We start from the raw sequence: 20,049 nt of genomic DNA, 5'->3' as shown, positions 1-20,049 counted from the left end.
GGCCAGCGGCCATTCTGCCACGTGGGAGGCGAAAACGCGCGGTGAAAATTTTTTGTGAGCGAGACTTTAAAATAGCAAAAAGCGCTCGCTTTGTTGAATAAAATATTCAAATAATGATTTTAGTTTGTGAATTAAAAATTCAAAGGTGAAGAGATGAATTTAGGCGCATTAGTATCCGAAAGCCGCAACCCGGCCACGCTTCGACTCGACGAGATGACAACGTTGGAAATGGTGAGTTGCTTCAATCAGGAAGACCGCAAGGTGCCGGAGGCGATAGAAAAGGTGTTGCCGGCTATCGCACAGGCAGTGGACCTGGCGGCGGCCGCATTGAAGGCCGGCGGTCGGCTGATTTATCTCGGTGCCGGGACCAGCGGCCGCCTTGGCGTGTTGGATGCCTCTGAATGCCCACCAACCTTCGGCGTGCCGCACGGCATGGTCATCGGGTTGATTGCCGGCGGTCCAGGTGCGTTGCTCAAAGCGGTAGAAGGCGCGGAGGATGATGCGGCGTTGGGTGAAGCCGATCTTATCGCACTGGATTTGACCGCGACCGACATGGTGGTGGGGCTAGCGGCGTCCGGGCGCACGCCTTATGTGATTGGTGCGCTGCGCTATGCGCGACAACTGGGCTGCCCGACGGCGGCAATCTCCTGCAATCCGGACTCACCGATCGCCCATGAAGCGCAGGTGGCGATTTCGCCGGTAGTGGGGCCAGAGGCCCTGACGGGGTCCACTCGGCTGAAGTCGGGCACCGCACAGAAGCTGGTGCTGAACATGTTGTCGACCGGGGCGATGGTCAAACTGGGGAAGGTCTACCAAAACCTGATGGTGGATGTAAAAGCCACCAACGTCAAACTGGTGGATCGTGCCTGCCGCATCGTGGTGGAGGCCACCGGTGCTGAACGCAGTCAGGCCGAAGCGGCGCTGACACAGACCGGTTTTGAGGTTAAACCGGCAATCCTGATGATTCTGGCCGGCGTCGACGCTGAAGAGGCGCAGTTGCGCTTAAAGCAGCACGACGGCTATTTACGCGCGGCGTTGACGCGCTAACGACACCTGGGGCGGGCGATGGACAAAACAACGGCACTGGCAACACAGATTCTGGCAGGCATTGGTGGGGAAGGGAATATCCTCCGGCTGGAGAACTGCATGACACGGGTACGCGTCGAGGTTAGCGACGAGCAACGCCTTGATCTGGCGGCGCTCAAGCAGTTGCCAGGCGTCAAGGGCTACATCAAACAGGGCGAACAGCATCAGTTCATTGTCGGGCCCGGCGCCGCCGCCAAAGTGGTGGACGCGATGCGCTCATTGCTTACGGGGGCCCTGCGGTTGCAGTTGCGGCTGCCGGGGACAACATCGCCCGCAACAAGGCGCAGGCCAAGCAGAAATATGCCGCGCCGATGAGCGGCGCGCTGAAAAAGCTGGCCGATGTCTTTATCCCTTTGATCCCGGCTTTCATCGCCTCAGGCCTGATTACCGGCATCATCAACCTGTTGAAGCGGCCGGACATTGCCGGCGAACTGGCGGTGAATTACCCCAACGTGCTCGGGCTGCTGGCCATTTTCGGCAGCGCGGTGTTTGCCATCATGAATATTTTGGTGGGGGTTAACGCCGCACGGGTGTTTGGCGGTTCGCAGGCGATGGGCGGTGTGATGGCCGGGATTCTTTCAAGCCCGGCATTGGCGCAGATCACTTTGTTCGGCGAAGCGCTGCAGCCGGGACGCGGCGGGGTGATTGCCGTGCTGTTGGTGGTGGCGTTGATGTGCTGGGTAGAAAAACGCCTGCGCAACTGGCTGCCGGAGTCGATTGAGCTGATCCTCAACCCGCTGATCACCACCTTGGTGACCGCATCCCTGGCTATTGTGATCCTGCAGCCGTTGGGCGGTTATATTTCAGACGTGATTGCCCACGGCGCCAATCTGGCGATCGATAAAGGTGGCTTACTGGTGGGCGCGGTGCTGTCCGGGCTGTTTCTGCCGCTGGTGCTGTCCGGTTTGCATCAGGGCCTGGTGCCGATCCACGTCGAACTGGTTCAGGCGCATGGTTCCAACCCGTTATTGCCTATTTTGGCGATGGCCGGGGTTGGGCAGGTCGGGGCCGCGTTGGCGGTATTGATGAAAACCCGCAATGCGCGCCTCAAAAAGGTCATCAAAGGGGCGTTGCCGGTCGGCATTCTCGGTATTGGCGAACCCTTGATTTTTGGTGTCACTCTGCCGCTGGGCAAACCTTTTATTGCCGCCTGTCTCGGCGGTGCGGTGGGCGGGGCGCTGATCAGCTATTGGAAAGTGGCAACGGTGATCACCTTTGGCATCTCGGGTTTACCTTTGGCGTTAACCATCGTCTCGGGTAAGGTGATGTTGTATCTGACCGGCCTGGTGATTACCATTGCCGCTGGATTTATTTTCACCTGGATAATGGGATTCAACGATCCTGAGGAGTAGCCCTTGAGCGAGAAACAGAGCCAGCAGGCCGGGGAAGGCCGCCGCGTGGTGTTCTTTGATCTGGACGGCACGCTGCATCAGGAAGACATGTTTGGCAGTTTCTTGCGTTTTTTGCTGCGCCATCTGCCGTTGAATCTGCTGCTGGTGGTGCCGCTGCTGCCGGTTGTCGGGTTGGCGCTGCTGGTGATGGGCCGTGCAGCCCGTTGGCCAATGAGCGTACTGCTGTGGTCGATCACCTTTGGGCGTTCGGAGGCCAGGTTAAAGGCGCTGGAGCAGCGTTTTGTGACTTATTTCCGCAATAAGGTGACCGCTTTCCCGGTGGTGCAAATGCGTTTGCGGCAGTACCTCGAGGCGCATGATGCGCAGGTATGGTTGATTACCGGTTCACCGGAGCGGCTGGTGGAGCAGGTGTATCAGGATTCGGCCTTTCTGCCGCAGATTCACTTGGTGGGCAGCCGCATCCTGCGGCGTTACGGTGGTTGGGTGCTGGCGTTACGTTGCCTGGGTGTCCAGAAGGTGACGCAGTTGGAACAACGTCTAGGCACGCCGCTCAAGCTGTATAGCGGCTATAGCGACAGCAAGCAGGATAACCCGCTGTTGTATTTCTGCGAGCACCGCTGGCGAGTCAGTAAACTGGGTGAGCTGCAGCAGTTGGAATAACCAAAGGGCGGATTTTCCGCCCTTTACCGTTTTTGTTGGCTTACATTGCCGCGCGGAAAATGGCGACAATCTGCGCGTGAGTGGCCTGTATTGGGTTAGTGAAGCCACAAGCGTCTTTCAGCGCGTTGGTGGCCAACGTATCCAGATCCTGTTCTTTCACCTGCAAATCACGCAGCCCGGCTGGGATGCCAACGTCTTGCGCCAGTAACCGAATGGCGGCAATACAGGCCGCGGCACCCTGCTGATCGTTAAGGTAGCTCACATCCAACCCCATGGCGGCGGCGATATCCTTCAGGCGAGACGCACAAACGCTGGCGTTAAACTCCTGCACGTGTGGCAGCAACACCGCATTACACACCCCATGCGGCAGGTCGTAGAAACCGCCGAGCTGGTGCGCCATCGCATGCACATAACCGAGAGAAGCGTTGTTGAAGGCCATCCCAGCCAGGAATTGGGCATAGGCCATATTTTCGCGCGCTTGCATATTGCTGCCGTCGGCAACGGCGTCGCGCAGCGATTCGGCGATCATGGTGACGGCCTTCAACGCACAGGCGTCGGTAATCGGGTTGGCGGCGCTGGAAACGTAGGCCTCAATCGCGTGGGTTAAGGCATCCATGCCGGTGGCGGCGGTCAGGCCTTTCGGCATCCCGGCCATCAGATGCGGATCGTTTACCGACAGGATCGGCGTAACGTGTTTGTCGACAATCGCCATTTTTATGTGGCGTGCTTCATCGGTGATGATGCAAAAACGGGTCATTTCAGAGGCGGTGCCGGCGGTAGTGTTAATGGCGATCATCGGCAACTGCGGTTTTGCAGAGCGGTCTACGCCTTCATAGTCCTTGATGTCGCCGCCGTTGGTGGCCAGCAACGCGATGCCTTTGGCACAATCGTGCGGTGAGCCGCCCCCCAGGGAGATCACGCAGTCGCATTGATGCTCTTGCAGCAGGGCCAGGCCCTGTTTCACGTTCAGCGTGGTGGGGTTAGGGTGAGTGCCGTCATAAACGCAGCTTTCGATTTGCTGCGCGGCGAGCAACTGTTGAACCTGGGCGACTACGCCAATGTTATTCAACACTTTGTCGGTCACGATCAACGCCTGACGCAATCCCTGCTGTTTCAGGGTTTTTGCCGCTTGGTCCAGACAGCCGGAGCCAATCATGTTGACGGAAGGGATAAAGAAAGTTGAGGCAGCCATAAGTCACTCCTGGATAAAAGCTTTATTGCTTGCCCCAAACACTACTCCGCTAATTATTAAGTCATCATGATCTATCGCAACATCACAGAGATTAGGTCAGGTGATTGATTTAGTTTTAGTTTAACCATTTACACTTTGTGGGTTTGGCCCGGCCAGAGTCAAACCCAGCAGTAACTCTTACCGTTAAAACCGGCGAGCCTTAATCATCGGTTTGGTCATGCGGTTTACGGCCCCATTGCCAGACTTTTTCCGCGTAATGTCCCAGCGCCCACAGGCTCAGGCCGAGCACCACAAAGAAAATCGCCTTGGGCATGGCGTCCCAGAAAAATTCGAAGAAGCGGGTATAGAGGTTAATACCGAGGAAGGTCAACCCAAACCCACGTAGCATGGCGTCGTCGCGTTTCAGCCCCAGCCAGATGCACCCGACGGCGGCGAGGCCGAACAACAGACTCCAGTGGAGCAGTTCAATCTGACGTGCGTTATACCAGCTGTCGAGATCGCCATAATTCCCGAAAATCGACAGCAACCATAGGGCGATGAACAGATACAGCAAGCCCATCGCCAGCGAAACTCGCTCCAGTCCACGGCGAGCGAGCAGTGGTTGCAACAGCAATGCTGCGGCGATCAGCACCACGCCAAAGGCGATAAAGCGAATCGGGAAGCTCATGCCCAGCCAATAAGCCCCCAGCCGGACAGATAGCCGGTCTCGGCACCAAAAGCATTGCCGAGCGACAGCAGGGCAAACCACCACACCAGCCCGGAACGGCTGCACCAGCCAATCACGCCATACAGCAGCGCGGCGAACGTCAACAGCAACGAGACCCGGCCACTGCCGTTATCCAGCCAGACGCCCATTTGCCACAGGGCGCAGGCGGTGAACAGCACGGCAACGAACAAGGCGGCTTCATTACCGTAGCGTTTCTCCGGATGCCGACGGCGGCGTCTCAGCGCCCAGACATAGCAAAGCGCGGCCACTACGGCGGCGATCGCCATACGTACTGGCGCATCAAAGCGGAACAATTCCCCCAGGCGATAAAGCAATTCGCTGTCAGCGAACAGGCTGCTGATGGCAATCACCAGCGAAGCCAGCGCGGCGAGAAACGCATAACGTGCCAGCCGTCGCCAGTCGAAGGGTTGTACCTCAACGTGTTGCAGCAGCTGTTGCTGCTGTTGCGCCGTCAGCGCACCTTCATCTACCCAGCCGTCCAGCGCTTTGCGCACGACGGTGGCGTTTTTCTTGCTGAGTTTCATGTTTCCTGTCCCTGAAAAACACCGTGATTCAATCAGTATATACCCGTTGTATTTCAAGCCGCAGTGAGTCATTTCTCCGCCGCTGAGAAGGGACGGCTATATTTTCCCCGGTTAACACGGGCGCAGCATGCAGCGCCGCTACTGTGTATAATGCCCGCCGCAAAGTGCACGAGGAATAATGCAATGACTGAATATAACGATGAATACTGGATGCGTCAGGCATTGCGGCTGGCCCTGCGTGCGCAGGAAGAGGGAGAGGTGCCGGTCGGGGCGCTGTTGGTACTGGACAATCAGGTGATTGGCGAAGGCTGGAACCGGCCGATTGGCCGCCACGATCCGACCGCGCATGCAGAAATCATGGCGCTGCGGCAGGGCGGGGCCGTGTTGCAGAATTATCGCCTGTTGAATGCGACCTTGTACGTGACCCTGGAGCCGTGCGTGATGTGTGCGGGGGCGATGGTGCATAGCCGCATTCGTCGATTGGTTTACGGTGCTGCCGATGTGAAAACCGGGGCAGCGGGATCGCTGGTGGATATTTTACGCCATCCCGGAATGAATCATCAGGTGGAGATCCTCTCCGGCGTGCTGGCCGAGGAATGCGCGGCTACCTTGAGCAACTTTTTCCGCATGCGCCGTGAACAGCAAAAGGCGTTGAAGCAAGCGCAACGCGCGCAGGCAGATAAGGATCCCGAATAATCAGAAGTTAAGTGCCAACTCCGGCGCCACTGCCGGATAGCCTTTCCCCAGCTCCGCCTGTTCGGCCGCTTCCTGCGCCGCCTTTCTTTCCCTTTCTTGCAGATACCCCACCAGGCTGACCTGATAGCGGCGGATGTTTTCCACGTAGTTATAGGCTTCGCGTCCGCGCGCATAGCCGTAGGTCAACTGCGGGTAGTAGCGCTTCTGGCTGAGCATCGGCAGGCGCTGTTTGACGTCGACCCAACTGTCCGGGTTGCCTTTTTGCATTTTGGTCAGCTTGCGGGCGTCGAGCATATGGCCCCAGCCCATGTTGTAGGCCGCCAGCGCAAACCAGATACGCTCATCTTCCGGCACGGTGTCGGGCACCTTGGCCATCAGCCGCTGTAAATAGAGTGCGCCCCCCTGAATGCTCTCCTCGGGATCGAGGCGATCGTTAACCCCCAGACCGTCGGCGGTGGCCCGCGTCAGCATCATCAGACCACGAACGCCGGTGGGTGAAGTGGCCTGCGGGTTCCAATGCGATTCCTGATAGGCAATGGCGGCCAGCAGCTTCCAGTCGATCTCGCTGGCGTATTTTTCAAACAGCGAACGGAAGGTGGGCAGTACAGAATCTATCGCCGACAGGAAGGTTTTGGTATCAACGTAATCGAAACTGCCCACGTGGCCGAGGTATTTTTCTTCCAGCCGCGCCAGCGTGCCGTCGTCCACCATCTGGCTGTAAAAATCCAGCATGGCCGCATACAGGCTGTCGTCGGTGCCGCGTTTCAGGTACCAGGTGACAGGTTCTTCATCGGTGACGTCGAAAGCCACCGCCAGCTGCGGATGGATGCGCTGCAGCAGGGCGATGGTCACGGAGTCGCCGAGGGTGTAATCCAGTTTGCCGTCGGCGACCTGCTCGAGCAGCTCTTTGGAGGTGAGATCGCTGGAAGCTTCCCAACTGAGGTCCGGGAACTTACTTTGTTTGAGCTGTTTCAGCGTACTGACGTGGGCCGAGCCGGAGGCGACCGCCAGCTTGCCTTTAATATCGGCAAAGTTTTTGGGGCGTGCGGTGCCCAGGCGATAAACCAACTGCTGGGAAACGGAATAGTAAGCCGGGCCGGTTCGGGCGCGGCTGAGGCGATCCTGATTGTAGATCAGGCCGGCGGCCAGCAGGTCGGCATCGTCATCGTCCAGATCGTCGAACAGGTCGTTGATGTTCTTATGCGGGATCACCACCAATTTCACCCCCAGATAGTTGGCGAAACGTTTCGCCAACTCGTAGTCGAGACCACTTGGCCCCTGCTTGGTGGTGAAATAGGTTAACGGCGAGTTTAGCGTACTGATACGCAACTCGCCGCGGGATTTGATCTCTTCGAGTTGCCCGCCCTGGCCGCCGCGCCAGGTAATATTGGGCCACAGGGCGAGCGCCAGAAGCAGGGTGACAACACCGATTAGAATGTAGTTTATTTTAAGGCGTTTCAAATAGTTATCCAGTGGTGGCACAGGTGCACTGCCGATTGTCATCCCGCTTTTTCTTATGGTTAAATCACCAGTGCCGGGGCATTTTGCGCAACAAAACGCCAGCGTGCAACTTTATTGATACGTTATGACAATTCGATGGCGCGAACAGCTTTTATCAATAATAGCTACGCAAACGGTTTCGTCTGTCGCGCAGATTCTCTATAATGGCGCGCGTTTTCCCCCTGTTGCGCCCAATGAAGTGCTGAAGTCAGTTGCTTCGAAGACGAGAGAACTTTGATTATGGAAATACTGCGTGGTTCGCCCGCTTTGTCGGCTTTTCGTGTTACCAAACTGTTGTCCCGCTGTCAGGACGCCCAACTTCCGGTCAGTGATATCTACGCCGAGTACGTCCACTTTGCCGATGTCAGCGCACCGCTCAATGCCGAAGAACACGGCAAGCTCACGCGCCTGCTCAAGTACGGTCCCTCTCTCGCCGAACATGCCCCTGAAGGTCGCCTGCTGTTGGTGACACCGCGTCCGGGCACCATTTCTCCCTGGTCTTCCAAAGCCACCGATATCGCCCATAACTGCGGTTTGAAGCAGGTGGTGCGGTTGGAGCGCGGTCTGGCGTTTTACGTCAAGGCACCGACGCTGACTGAAGCGCAGTGGCAACAGCTTGCCGCATTGCTGCACGACCGGATGATGGAAACCGTCTTCAGCAGCTTGCAACAGGCAGAACAGCTGTTTGCTCAGCATCAGCCGGCGCCTTATCAGGCGATCGATATGCTGGGGGAAGGGCGCAGCGCGCTGGAACAGGCCAACCTCAAGCTCGGTCTGGCGCTGGCCGAAGACGAAATCGACTATCTGCTGAATGCCTTTACCGGGCTGGGGCGCAACCCGACGGATATCGAACTCTATATGTTCGCGCAGGCCAACTCGGAGCACTGCCGTCATAAAATTTTCAACGCCGATTGGATCATCGACGGCGAACAGCAGCCGAAGTCGCTGTTCAAAATGATCAAAAACACCTTCGAGCAGACGCCGGATTACGTGCTGTCGGCTTATAAAGACAACGCCGCCGTGATGGAAGGTTCGCAGGTTGGCCGTTTCTTCGCTGCGCCGCACAGCGGTCAGTATGACTATCATCAGGAAGAGGCCCATATCCTGATGAAGGTGGAAACCCATAACCACCCGACGGCGATCTCCCCGTGGCCGGGTGCCGCTACGGGTTCCGGTGGCGAGATCCGCGACGAAGGCGCTACAGGTCGCGGTGCCAAACCCAAAGCCGGTCTGGTGGGCTTCTCGGTTTCCAACCTGCGCATCCCCGGCTTCGAGCAGCCCTGGGAGCAGGATTTTGGCAAGCCGGATCGCATCGTAACCGCACTGGATATCATGACCGACGGCCCACTGGGCGGCGCGGCGTTCAATAATGAATTTGGCCGTCCGGCGCTGGTGGGATACTTCCGTACCTACGAAGAACAGGTTAACAGCCATAACGGCGTCGAGCTGCGCGGTTATCACAAACCGATCATGCTGGCGGGCGGTATCGGCAACATCCGCGCCGATCACGTGCAAAAAGGTGAAATCACCGTCGGCGCCAAACTGGTGGTGCTGGGTGGCCCGGCGATGAACATCGGTCTGGGCGGCGGCGCAGCCTCTTCTATGGCCTCCGGCCAGTCCGACGCCGATCTGGATTTTGCCTCGGTACAGCGCGACAACCCGGAAATGGAGCGCCGCTGCCAGGAAGTGATCGACCGCTGCTGGCAGTTGGGCGAACAGAACCCGATTCTGTTTATCCACGATGTTGGGGCGGGCGGTTTGTCTAACGCCATGCCGGAGCTGGTCAGCGACGGTGGCCGCGGCGGCCGTTTCGAACTGCGCGATATCCTTAACGACGAACCGGGCATGAGCCCGCTGGAAGTCTGGTGCAATGAATCACAGGAACGCTATGTGATGGCGATTGCCCCGGCACAGATGGCGCAGTTCGACGAGATTTGCCGCCGTGAGCGTGCCCCTTATGCGGTGATCGGTGAAGCCACCGAAGAACAGCATTTGACGCTGAACGACAGCCATTTCGACAACCAGCCGATCGACATGCCGTTGGACGTGCTGCTGGGCAAAACGCCGAAGATGACGCGCGACGTGACTCGTTTGCAGGCTAAAGGCCAGCCGGTACAGCGCGACAACATTACTCTGGCCGATGCGGTAAAACGCGTTCTGCACCTGCCGGCAGTTGCCGAGAAAACCTTCCTGATCACTATCGGCGACCGTACCGTGACCGGCATGGTTGCACGCGATCAGATGGTCGGGCCATGGCAGATCCCGGTAGCCGACTGCGCGGTTACCACCGCCAGTCTTGACAGTTACTACGGTGAAGCGATGTCGATCGGCGAACGTGCGCCGGTTGCCCTGCTGGACTTTGCCGCTTCCGGCCGTCTGGCGGTGGGGGAAGCGCTGACCAACCTGGCGGCGACCGAGATTGGCTCGCTCAAGCGCGTCAAACTTTCCGCTAACTGGATGGCGGCAGCCGGTCACCCGGGTGAAGATGCCGGCCTGTATGAAGCGGTAAAAGCGGTGGGCGAAGAGCTTTGCCCGGCGCTGGGCATCACCATTCCGGTGGGCAAAGACTCAATGTCGATGAAAACCCGCTGGCAGGAAGGCAACGAGCAGCGCGAAATGACGTCGCCGTTGTCCCTGGTGATCACTGGTTTTGCCCGCGTGGAAGATGTTCGCCACACCGTGACGCCACAACTGCGTACCGACAAGGGCGACACGGCATTGCTGCTCATCGACCTGGGTAACGGCCATAACGCGCTGGGCGCCACTGCGCTGGCACAGGTTTACCGTCAACTGGGCGACAAACCGGCCGATGTGCGTAACGTCGAGCAACTGGCAGGCTTCTTCAACGCGATGCAACAATTGGTCACCGACCGCGCACTGCTGGCCTACCACGACCGCTCCGATGGCGGCCTGTTGGTGACGCTGGCGGAAATGGCGTTTGCCGGCCACTGCGGGGTACAGGTAGATATTCAAGGGTTGGGCGACGACGCGCTGGCAGCGCTGTTCAACGAAGAGTTGGGCGCGGTGATTCAGGTGACGGCCGATCGGCTTGAAGCGGTCCAACAGGCGTTTGCTCAGCATGGCCTGACGGACAATGTGCACCACATCGGCAGCGTACAGGCCGGCGATCGCTTTGTGATTACCCAGGGCGACAAACCGGTGTACAGCGAAAGCCGTGCCACGTTACGCACCTGGTGGGCGGAAACGACCTGGCAGATGCAGCGCCTGCGCGATAACCCTGAATGTGCCGATCAGGAGCACCAGGCCAAGCAGAATGAACGCGATCCTGGCCTGAACGTCAAACTGAGCTTCGCACCTGAAGAAGATATTGCGGCACCTTATATCGCCAAGGGGGCTCGTCCTAAAGTGGCGGTACTGCGCGAGCAGGGCGTTAACTCCCACGTTGAGATGGCGGCAGCATTCCATCGCGCCGGTTTTGATGCGGTGGACGTTCACATGAGCGATCTGCTGGAAGGGCGCCGTGACCTGCAGGACTTCCATACCTTGGTGGCCTGCGGCGGTTTCTCTTACGGTGATGTGTTGGGCGCAGGCGAAGGTTGGGCGAAGTCGATTCTGTTCAACGAGCGCGTGCGCGACGAGTTCGAATCTTTCTTCCACCGTCCGCAGACCCTGGCACTGGGCGTGTGCAACGGCTGTCAGATGATGTCGAACCTGCGCGATCTGATCCCCGGAGCCGAACATTGGCCGCGTTTCGTACGTAACCTGTCAGACCGTTTCGAGGCCCGTTTCAGCCTGGTGGAAGTGGCGGCCAGCCCGTCGCTGTTCATGCAGGGGATGGCGGGTTCGCGTATGCCGATTGCGGTATCGCATGGTGAAGGTCACGTCGAAGTGCGCGATACGGCACATCTGGCGGCGCTGGAGCATCATGGTCTGGTGGCGTTACGCTTTGTCGATAATGCCGGTCAGGTAACGGAAAGCTACCCGGCCAACCCGAACGGTTCGCCGAACGGTATCACCGCCGTCACCAGCGCCAATGGGCGTGCGACGGTAATGATGCCGCATCCGGAGCGTGTGTTCCGCACCGTGAGCAACTCATGGCATCCGGAAGAGTGGGGTGAAGACAGCCCGTGGATGCGCATGTTCCGCAACGCCCGTAAGCAGCTGGGCTAAGCGATAACGCTGTGCTAGCCGAAAGGGACGCAAGAGATTGCGTCCCTTTTCAATTTATTTATGGCCATGGTTAAGACGATGGCGATTGTCTGCATTTTGCGACAGAGGGTATTTTCATTGTCTCTAAAAAGAGACACGTAACTTATTGATTTTTAATGACCAGAAATTAATTGGCTTAAGTTGTCGGTTTTTGGCGACAGGGCGGTGTTTTTTTCTTCGCCAGCACATCTGAAAATGAGAGTGCTTTGGCATGGGTTTTGTTTTTTTTATTTTAAATTCAGTTGGTTAATAAATTCATTGAAAAGTTGGCACGTTAAGTGCATTATTCTGCTCAGTTGCTCATTCAACTTTTTATGACGGCCCCGTAAATAGACGGAACAGTTGCCTCATAAGCCCCCGAATGATGCCAAAGAAATGGTGCCTATCGTCCAACTAAACCGATAATAGCCGCGTAAGCGCTTTATCAAGCATCGGGCGACACGTGGAGTGAGGCACCGCCTGTATCCAACTGTGATGAGTGTTCATCAATTCCGGATACTTACGGATGCTATTCGTCCTGTTCGATGCCAGCCCTTGGGCTACATCACCCTGGGGACGAGAAATTAAGGGCATCCACACTTTCTTGCGATGGGGCAGTCTTGCCCCAACGTCAAATACCAAAGCATGCTTACCACTCTTTACCGATAAGTTCTGACCCGTACTCCCTACCTATGGCCTGATTCTCCTTATTTCCTGACGCTCCGCTGAACGCCGGGCTTTCCTCTCATCGGCGACTCGGTTAGCATCGAAGCAGACTAGAGACAATGAGATGATTTCGTTGAAAAGATGGCGTTTATTTCCCCGTTCGCTACGTCAACTGGTGTTGATGGCGTTCTTGCTGGTGCTGTTGCCGCTGCTGGTGTTGGCCTATCAGGCTTACCAGAGCCTGGATCACCTCAGCGCCCAGGCGGCGGACATCAACCGCACTACGTTGGTGGATGCACGACGCAGCGAGGCGATGACCAGCGTGGCGTTGGAAATGGAGCGTAGCTATCGCCAATATTGCGTGCTGGTGGATCCCACACTGGCGCGCCTCTATCAGAATCAGCGCAAACAGTATTCGCAAATGCTGGATGCCCATGCCCCAATCCTGCCGGATGAACGCTACTATCAAACCTTGCGCGATCTGTTGACTCAACTGGCAGCGATTAAATGCCAAAGCAGCGGTCCGGATCCGCAGGCTTCCACGCTGTTAGAATCGTTTTCACGCTCCAATGCCGAGATGGTACAGGCGACGCGTGCCGTGGTGTTTTCACGTGGCCAGCAGCTACAGCAGGCGATTGCCGAGCGCGGCCAGTTCTTCGGCTGGCAGGCGCTGATGCTGTTTTTAGTCAGCGTGATGCTGGTGGTATTGTTCACCCGCATGATTATCGGCCCGGTCAAGGCGGTAGAGCGAATGATCAACCGTTTGGGGGAAGGGCGAGCCTTGGGCAGTACGGCTTCCTTTAAGGGGCCGCGTGAATTACGTTCGCTGGCGCAGCGCATTATTTGGTTGAGCGAGCGCCTGGCCTGGCTGGAGTCGCAGCGCCATGAGTTCTTGCGCCATATCTCGCATGAACTGAAAACGCCGCTGGCCAGCATGCGTGAAGGCACCGAACTGCTGGCAGATGAAGTGGCAGGGCCGCTGACCTCCGATCAAAAAGAGGTGGTGACCATCCTCGATCAAAGCAGCCGACACCTGCAGCAACTGATTGAACAACTGCTGGATTACAACCGCAAACTGGCCGATGGCCCGGCGGAACATGAAAATGTCGAGTTGACCGAAATGGTCGAGATGGTCGTGGCTGCGCACAGTTTGCCGGCCCGGGCAAAAATGATCCGCACCGAGATCCAACTGGATGCGGAAATATGCTGGGCAGAGCCTACTCTATTAATGCGCGTGCTGGATAATCTCTACTCCAATGCGGTGCACTACGGCAAGGAATCCGGTAACATTTGGATCCGCAGCCGTCAGGTTGGACAACGGGTGCAGATTGATGTCGCCAACAGCGGCACGCCAATCCCCGAGGCCGAGCAAACCATGATTTTCGAGCCTTTTTTCCAGGGTAGCCACCAGCGAAAAGGGGCGGTAAAAGGAAGCGGTCTGGGGCTGAGCATCGCGCAGGATTGTATCCGCCGGATGCGCGGTGAACTGCAGCTGGTTGAAGTCGCCGGCGCAGACGTCTGTTTCCGTATTGAATTGCCATTAACCGCCGAGAATGAATAATAATGTACACATGGTCTAAACGCCTTCGTCTTACGCAGACCGAACGTTCACCGCGTGCCGCACTGGGTACGCCACTCGGCAAGCGTCGATTTTCTTTTTTAGGCAGCGTGCTTTTTATGCCGTTTCTGTTGGCAGGCTGTGTCGATCGCGCAGTCAGCGGTGGTCTGAATCAACCGCAGCAGGAAGCGATCCCGGACACCAAAGTGGTGGATTACCGCATTGCGGCCTGTGACAGTCTGTGGGCGCTGGATGATAAAGATGCGTTGAATAATTCACTGTACTGGCTGCGCGCTATGGACTGTGCCGATCGTATCGGTTCAACCCAGGCACGTGCGCTGGCGAAAACTCTACCCGGCAACAGCTGGGACGGCATTTTCAAACAGAGCATTCTGCTGGGCAGCGCCGAACCGACTTCGGGCGAGCGCCGTCAGATTATCGATCGCCTGAACAGCTATCGCCTGGAGTTCCCAAGCTCGCTGCGCCCGCTGCTGCAGTTGTGGCGTCAACAGCAGGTACTGCAGGTCACCCTGTTTGATGAAAAAGCACGTTATCAGCACCTGCAGGAAAGCTCCGACAGCCAGATAGATCTGCTACGCCAGAATCAAATACGCCTACAAGCGCAGCTGCAGGATACGTCACGCAAGCTGGAAAACCTGACCGATATTGAGCGTCAGCTCTCTTCGCGCAAGCAACTGCAAAGTGAAATCCCGGATAACAGCGGGACACAGCCAAAAACCGACGCAGCGGGCAAGAAAGTGGCGCCGGCCAAGGCCGAAGAATCGGACGCCGAGCCGGAAAAGGGCACAGCCCTGCCGGTCGAGCCGGAAGATACCTACGCGCCGCCCGTTAATAAGGAGTCTCACGCGCAATGACAGCACGCAAACCGGCCAATTTGTTATTGGTTGACGACGATCCCAGCCTGCTCAAGCTGTTGGGCATGCGCCTGACCAGCGAAGGGTTTCATGTCACCACCGCCGAAAGTGGCCAGGAAGCGCTACGTCTGTTAGGGCGCGAGAAGATTGATCTGGTGATCAGCGATCTGCGGATGGATGAAATGGACGGCATGGCGCTGTTTGCCGAAATCCAAAAGCACCAACCGGGCATGCCGGTGATCATCCTGACCGCCCACGGTTCGATCCCGGACGCGGTGGCGGCCACTCAGCAGGGAGTGTTCAGCTTCCTGACCAAACCGGTGGACCGCGATGCGCTCTACAAAGCCATCGACGAAGCGCTGTCCCAATCATTACCGGCCGGTGACGACAGCTGGCGTGAGGATATCGTCACCCGCAGCCCTATTATGCTGCGCCTGCTGGAGCAGGCGAAAATGGTGGCGCAGTCAGACGTCAGCGTCTTGATCAACGGCCATAGTGGCACCGGTAAAGAAGTGTTGGCACAGGCGATCCACGGCGCCAGCCCGCGCGGCAAGAAGGCGTTTATCGCCATTAACTGCGGTGCGTTGCCGGAGCAACTACTGGAGTCCGAGCTGTTCGGTCATGCCAAAGGGGCGTTTACCGGCGCGGTCAGCAGCCGTGAAGGTTTGTTCCAGGCGGCGGCAGGCGGGACGCTGTTCCTAGACGAGATTGGCGATATGCCGCTTTCGCTGCAGGTGAAACTGTTGCGTGTATTGCAGGAGCGCAAAGTGCGTCCGCTGGGCAGTAACCGCGATCTGGACATCGATGTACGCATTATTTCCGCCACCCACCGCGATTTGCAAAAGGCGATGGCGAAAAACGAATTCCGCGAGGATTTGTATTATCGCCTCAACGTGGTGAACCTGAAGATCCCGGCGCTGAACGAGCGGGCCGAGGATATTCCGCTGCTGGCCAATCATCTGCTGCGTGAATCCGCCAAGCGACACAAGCCGTTTGTCCGCAGCTTCTCTTCGGACGCCATGAAACGCCTGATGACCGCCACCTGGCCGGGCAATGTGCGCCAATTGGTGAACGTGATCGAGCAGTGCGTGGCCCTGACTTCCGCACCTGTTATCAGCGAAGCGCTGGTAGAGCAGGCGTTGGAAGGGGAAAACACCGCCTTGCCGACCTTTGTCGAGGCGCGTAATCAGTTTGAATTGCATTACTTACGCAAGCTGTTGCAGATCACCAAGGGTAACGTCACCCAGGCCGCGCGCATGGCGGGCCGTAACCGTACCGAGTTTTATAAATTGCTGTCGCGCCATGAGCTGGACGCCAACGATTTTAAAGAATGATGTTTTCCGCCGCGGCCTGCGCACGCAGGTTCTCAACAAACGCGGCGGAATGATTTACACTCCGTTCTCAATTGCTGGCATGACCAAACGCAAAGCACCATGGAACGTATTAAGCGGGACCCTAAACAATGAGCAGATCACTTTCCATCGCACTGGCCCAGTTGAATCTGTTGGTCGGTGACATCGAAGGCAACACCGAACGAATGTTGCAAACCGTGCAACAGCAGCAGAAGGCGGGAGCCGATCTGGTCATGTTCACCGAACTGGCGCTGTCCGGTTATCCGCCGGAAGACCTGCTGTATCGCAACGATTTTTACCAACGTTGTGACGAGCAGCTTCTGCGTTTGCAGCAGGCCTCCACCGACGTGGCGATCCTGGTCGGCCACCCGTGGCGCGAAGGCGACAAACTCTATAATGCGCTGTCGCTGTTTTCTGAAGGGCAATTGCTGGCGCGTTACTTCAAGCAGCAGTTGCCGAACTACGGCGTATTCGACGAGAAGCGCTACTTCCAGGCCGGTAACGACACCTGCGTGGTTGAGCTGAAAGGCTACCGTTTGGGCCTGCTGATTTGCGAAGATCTATGGTTCCCGGAGCCGGTGGATGCCGCCAAGGCCGCCGGAGCCGAAATGATTCTGTCGATCAACGCCTCGCCTTACAACCGCGAAAAACCGTACATCCGTAAAACCCTGATGGCCGGTCATTGCCAGCGCACCCATTTGCCGTTGGTCTATCTGAACCAGATTGGCGGACAGGATGAGCTGATTTTTGACGGTTGTTCGAAAGTCTTCGACGCGGCCGGCAACATGACCCATCGCCTGGCAGCGTTTGCCGAGCAGGTAACCCTGCTGGAATTCAACGAGCTGGACGTGGTGCCGATGACCGCTCCGGCCGCCGAGCTGCCGCAGTTGGCACAGGTCTATGAAGCCCTGGTGCTGGCGGTGCGCGATTACGTGACCAAAAACGGCTTCAAGGGTGCCGTGCTGGGGCTTTCCGGCGGTATCGATTCGGCGTTGACGCTGGCGATTGCCGTCGACGCGCTGGGCAAAGACAAGGTGCAGGCGCTGATGATGCCGTTCCGTTATACCGCGGACATCAGTATTGCCGACGCCAGGGAAGAAGCGGAAATCCTGGGCATTGAATTCGATATCGTTTCGATTGAGCCGATGTTCGACGCCTTTATGGGCCAGCTGACGCCAATGTTCGCTGGGACCGAGCGTGATACCACGGAAGAGAACCTGCAGGCGCGCTGTCGCGGCGTGGTGTTGATGGCGCTCTCCAACAAGCGTCGCAGCATCGTGTTGACCACCGGCAACAAAAGCGAGATGGCCGTAGGTTACGCCACGCTGTATGGTGATATGGCCGGTGGCTTCGACGTGTTGAAGGACGTGCCTAAAACGCTGGTGTTCAAGCTGTCCGAATACCGCAATACCGTCTCTTACGTGATCCCGCAGCGCGTTATCGATCGTCCACCGTCCGCCGAGCTGGCGCCGGATCAGCTCGATCAGGACAGCCTGCCGCCGTACGACATTCTGGATGCGATTCTGGAAGGTTACGTCGAGCGCGATAAATCGGTTGCCGATCTGGTGGCCGAAGGCTTCGACGAGGCGATCGTTCGCAAGGTGATACGCCTGGTGGATATTAACGAATACAAGCGGCGTCAGGCCGCCGTCGGGCCGCGCATCACCGCCCGCAATTTCGGCAAAGACCGCCGCTACCCAATCACATCCGGCTTTGGCCGCAAAAATTGGTAAAGGAAAGAAGATGAAAAAGATCGACGCTATTATCAAGCCGTTCAAACTGGATGATGTCCGTGAAGCGCTGGCTGAAGTTGGCATTACCGGGATGACCGTGACCGAAGTGAAAGGCTTCGGCCGTCAGAAAGGGCACACTGAGCTGTACCGTGGCGCTGAGTACATGGTCGATTTTCTGCCGAAGGTGAAAATTGAGATCGTCGTGGCCGACGATATCGTCGATACCTGCGTGGAAACCATCATGCAGACCGCGCAGACCGGTAAAATCGGCGACGGTAAAATCTTTGTCTTCGACGTGGCGCGCGTAGTGCGTATCAGGACCGGCGAACAAGACGAAGAAGCTATTTAATGTGATCCTCTACCGAGCACCGCCAGCTTGAGTTTGGGCTGTGCTCGGCCTCCTCGTGTACTGCGTGTACACTCCGGGGCACTGCGCGCAGGCCGCACCCAATCTGGCTGGCGCTCGCTACGCCCTTGATTCCCGAGTCTGTGATCCTCTACCGAGCACCGCCAGCTTGAGTTTGGGCTGTGCTCGGCCTCCTCGTGTACTGCGTGTACACTCCGGGGCACTGCGCGCAGGCCGCACCCAATCTGGCTGGCGCTCGCTACGCCCTTGATTCCCGAGTCTGTGATCCTCTACCGAGCACCGCCAGCTTGAGTTTGGGCTGTGCTCGGCCTCCTCGTGTACTGCGTGTACACTCCGGGACACTGCGCGCAGGCCGCACCCAATCTGGCTGGCGCTCGCTACGCCCCAAATCTCCTTCAACCTCTCCGCTGTTCTGATTGTTTTCATCATTAGCATTCTAAAAAAGCGAAGGCTATCGCGTTTTTGATACTTTTCCCGATCGCTTTACGCGCGGCGTCTACACTCAACTCAACTATTTTGATTAAGGCGATCCCCAATGAATTTCAGGTTGCGGCTAGGCGGCAAGGGCGTGCATCCCCAGGAGCTTACTCATGTAAGTGACTGGGGTAAGCGCACGCAGACAACAACGCAGTGGCTTGAAAGGCGATGGGGATGATGACGCTGCGCCAAATCCGCCATTTTATCGCGGTGGCCGAAACCGGCTCGATCTCTGCCGCCGCCCAGGCGGTGTTTGTTTCCCAGTCTTCGCTGACGCTGGCTATTCAGCAGTTGGAAACCGACATCGGCGTACGTCTGTTTGAGCGTCACGCCAAGGGCATGAACCTGACGCATCAGGGTCACCAGTTTCTGCGCCAGTCATATCTGATCCTTGCCACGGTGGACAACGCCAAGCGCAGTTTGCAACTGGGAACCGAAAGCCTGACCGGCAAGCTGACCATCGGTGTGACCAGCCTGGTAGCGGGCTACTTTTTGGTCGAGCTGCTTAAGCGATTTAAATCGGCATACCCCAACGTCACCATTCAGGTGATTGAAGACGAGCGGCCCTATATTGAGCATTTGCTGGTCAGTGGGGAAATCGATATCGGCGTGCTGATCTTGTCGAACATCGAAGACCGCGATGCGCTGCAAAGCGAAGTCCTGATGCATTCACCTTATCGCCTGTGGTTACCGCCGCTGCATCCACTGCTGGATCATGAAAGCATCAGCCTGGCGGATGTGGCGAAGCTGCCGCTGATCCAGCTTAATGCCGACGAAATGGACGTGCATGCGCGGCGTATCTGGGCGCGCGCAGGCTTAAAACCGGAAATAGCCATGAAAACCGCTTCAACCGAGGCGGTACGCAGCCTGGTGGCGGCGGGAATGGGCGTTTCTATCTTGCCGGATATGGCCTACCGTGCCTGGTCTCTGGAAGGCAATATGATTGAGGCGCGCAAGCTGGCGGATCTGCTGGAACCGTTGGATATCGGTTTGGCATGGCGGCGCGGCAGTGCGCGGCCGGAGCTGGTTACGCCATTTCTCACTATTGCGCGTGAAAACGGCAATATGCACGCGGCTGGGCTGAAGCATTCGATTTAATCGAACGCGTCGTTCAGTATTTAGAATTTGTTGGCTG

12 protein-coding genes and 2 pseudogenes are annotated in these 20,049 nt (G+C 57.4%); 11 read left to right on the top strand and 3 right to left on the bottom strand.

Annotated features, from left to right (window positions below; genetic code table 11):
• Positions 1-153 precede the first annotated feature (153 nt).
• The 3 genes and pseudogenes from murQ (at position 154) to yfhb (ending at position 3,098) form a co-directional block, all read left to right on the top strand.
• Complete coding sequence (murQ, locus tag EBA31_RS19860; protein ID WP_122080034.1) at positions 154-1,047, top strand: N-acetylmuramic acid 6-phosphate etherase; 894 nt, start codon at positions 154-156, stop codon at positions 1,045-1,047.
• A gap of 18 nt (positions 1,048-1,065) precedes the next feature.
• Positions 1,066-2,438: pseudogene (locus EBA31_RS19855) on the top strand (PTS transporter subunit EIIC).
• A gap of 3 nt (positions 2,439-2,441) precedes the next feature.
• Positions 2,442-3,098 (top strand): phosphatidylglycerophosphatase C, encoded by a 657-nt coding sequence (yfhb, locus tag EBA31_RS19850; RefSeq protein ID WP_020828194.1) that lies wholly within the window; start codon positions 2,442-2,444, stop codon positions 3,096-3,098.
• Positions 3,099-3,138: 40 nt separating this feature from the next.
• On the opposite strand, the gene yiaY is transcribed toward yfhb, so the two are convergent.
• Both yiaY and EBA31_RS19840 read right to left on the bottom strand, forming a co-directional pair.
• Entirely contained in the window at positions 3,139-4,290 is a 1,152-nt protein-coding gene (gene yiaY / locus EBA31_RS19845; protein ID WP_122080033.1) for an L-threonine dehydrogenase, read from the bottom strand.
• Positions 4,291-4,489: 199 nt separating this feature from the next.
• Positions 4,490-5,541, bottom strand: a pseudogene (locus EBA31_RS19840) (DUF2157 domain-containing protein).
• 183 nt (positions 5,542-5,724) lie between these two features.
• Between EBA31_RS19840 and tadA the strand changes: the two are divergent.
• Positions 5,725-6,237: a tRNA adenosine(34) deaminase TadA gene (gene tadA / locus EBA31_RS19835; protein ID WP_044554547.1), complete on the top strand. Its 513-nt coding sequence runs from the start codon at positions 5,725-5,727 to the stop codon at positions 6,235-6,237.
• Here the strand turns inward: tadA and mltF are convergent, their stop codons facing one another.
• Entirely contained in the window at positions 6,238-7,698 is a 1,461-nt protein-coding gene (gene mltF / locus EBA31_RS19830) for a membrane-bound lytic murein transglycosylase MltF (RefSeq protein WP_122080666.1), read from the bottom strand.
• A gap of 276 nt (positions 7,699-7,974) precedes the next feature.
• Here mltF and purL point away from each other — a divergent pair, with 276 nt between their 5' ends.
• The 7 genes from purL (at position 7,975) to EBA31_RS19795 (ending at position 20,012) form a co-directional block, all read left to right on the top strand.
• Positions 7,975-11,868, top strand: coding sequence for a phosphoribosylformylglycinamidine synthase (gene purL / locus EBA31_RS19825; RefSeq protein ID WP_202914229.1), 3,894 nt, complete (start codon positions 7,975-7,977; stop codon positions 11,866-11,868).
• An 808-nt stretch (positions 11,869-12,676) separates the two neighbouring features.
• Positions 12,677-14,113, top strand: coding sequence for a HAMP domain-containing sensor histidine kinase (locus tag EBA31_RS19820; RefSeq protein WP_046372891.1), 1,437 nt, complete (start codon positions 12,677-12,679; stop codon positions 14,111-14,113).
• 2 nt (positions 14,114-14,115) lie between these two features.
• A complete protein-coding gene (qseG, locus tag EBA31_RS19815) occupies positions 14,116-14,985 on the top strand; it encodes a two-component system QseEF-associated lipoprotein QseG (protein ID WP_020828187.1) in 870 nt (289 codons plus the stop codon).
• Entirely contained in the window at positions 14,982-16,319 is a 1,338-nt protein-coding gene (glrR, locus tag EBA31_RS19810) for a two-component system response regulator GlrR (protein ID WP_020828186.1), read from the top strand. The genes qseG and glrR overlap by 4 nt, the downstream gene beginning before the upstream one ends.
• Positions 16,320-16,447: 128 nt before the next feature.
• Complete coding sequence (locus EBA31_RS19805; RefSeq protein ID WP_115058250.1) at positions 16,448-18,070, top strand: NAD+ synthase; 1,623 nt, start codon at positions 16,448-16,450, stop codon at positions 18,068-18,070.
• 10 nt (positions 18,071-18,080) lie between these two features.
• Positions 18,081-18,419, top strand: coding sequence for a nitrogen regulatory protein P-II (glnB, locus tag EBA31_RS19800; RefSeq protein WP_004847623.1), 339 nt, complete (start codon positions 18,081-18,083; stop codon positions 18,417-18,419).
• A gap of 669 nt (positions 18,420-19,088) precedes the next feature.
• Positions 19,089-20,012 carry a LysR substrate-binding domain-containing protein gene (locus tag EBA31_RS19795; protein ID WP_020828183.1) on the top strand — a complete coding sequence of 308 codons (924 nt, stop codon included), beginning with the start codon at positions 19,089-19,091 and terminating at the stop codon, positions 20,010-20,012.
• Positions 20,013-20,049: the final 37 nt, after the last annotated feature.

The organism is Serratia sp. P2ACOL2, from assembly GCF_003691565.1.
Classification (GTDB): Bacteria; Pseudomonadota; Gammaproteobacteria; order Enterobacterales; family Enterobacteriaceae; genus Serratia; species Serratia liquefaciens.
The sequence above is the reverse complement of the archived record's forward strand: the minus strand, read 5'-3'. Positions and strand labels throughout refer to the sequence as shown.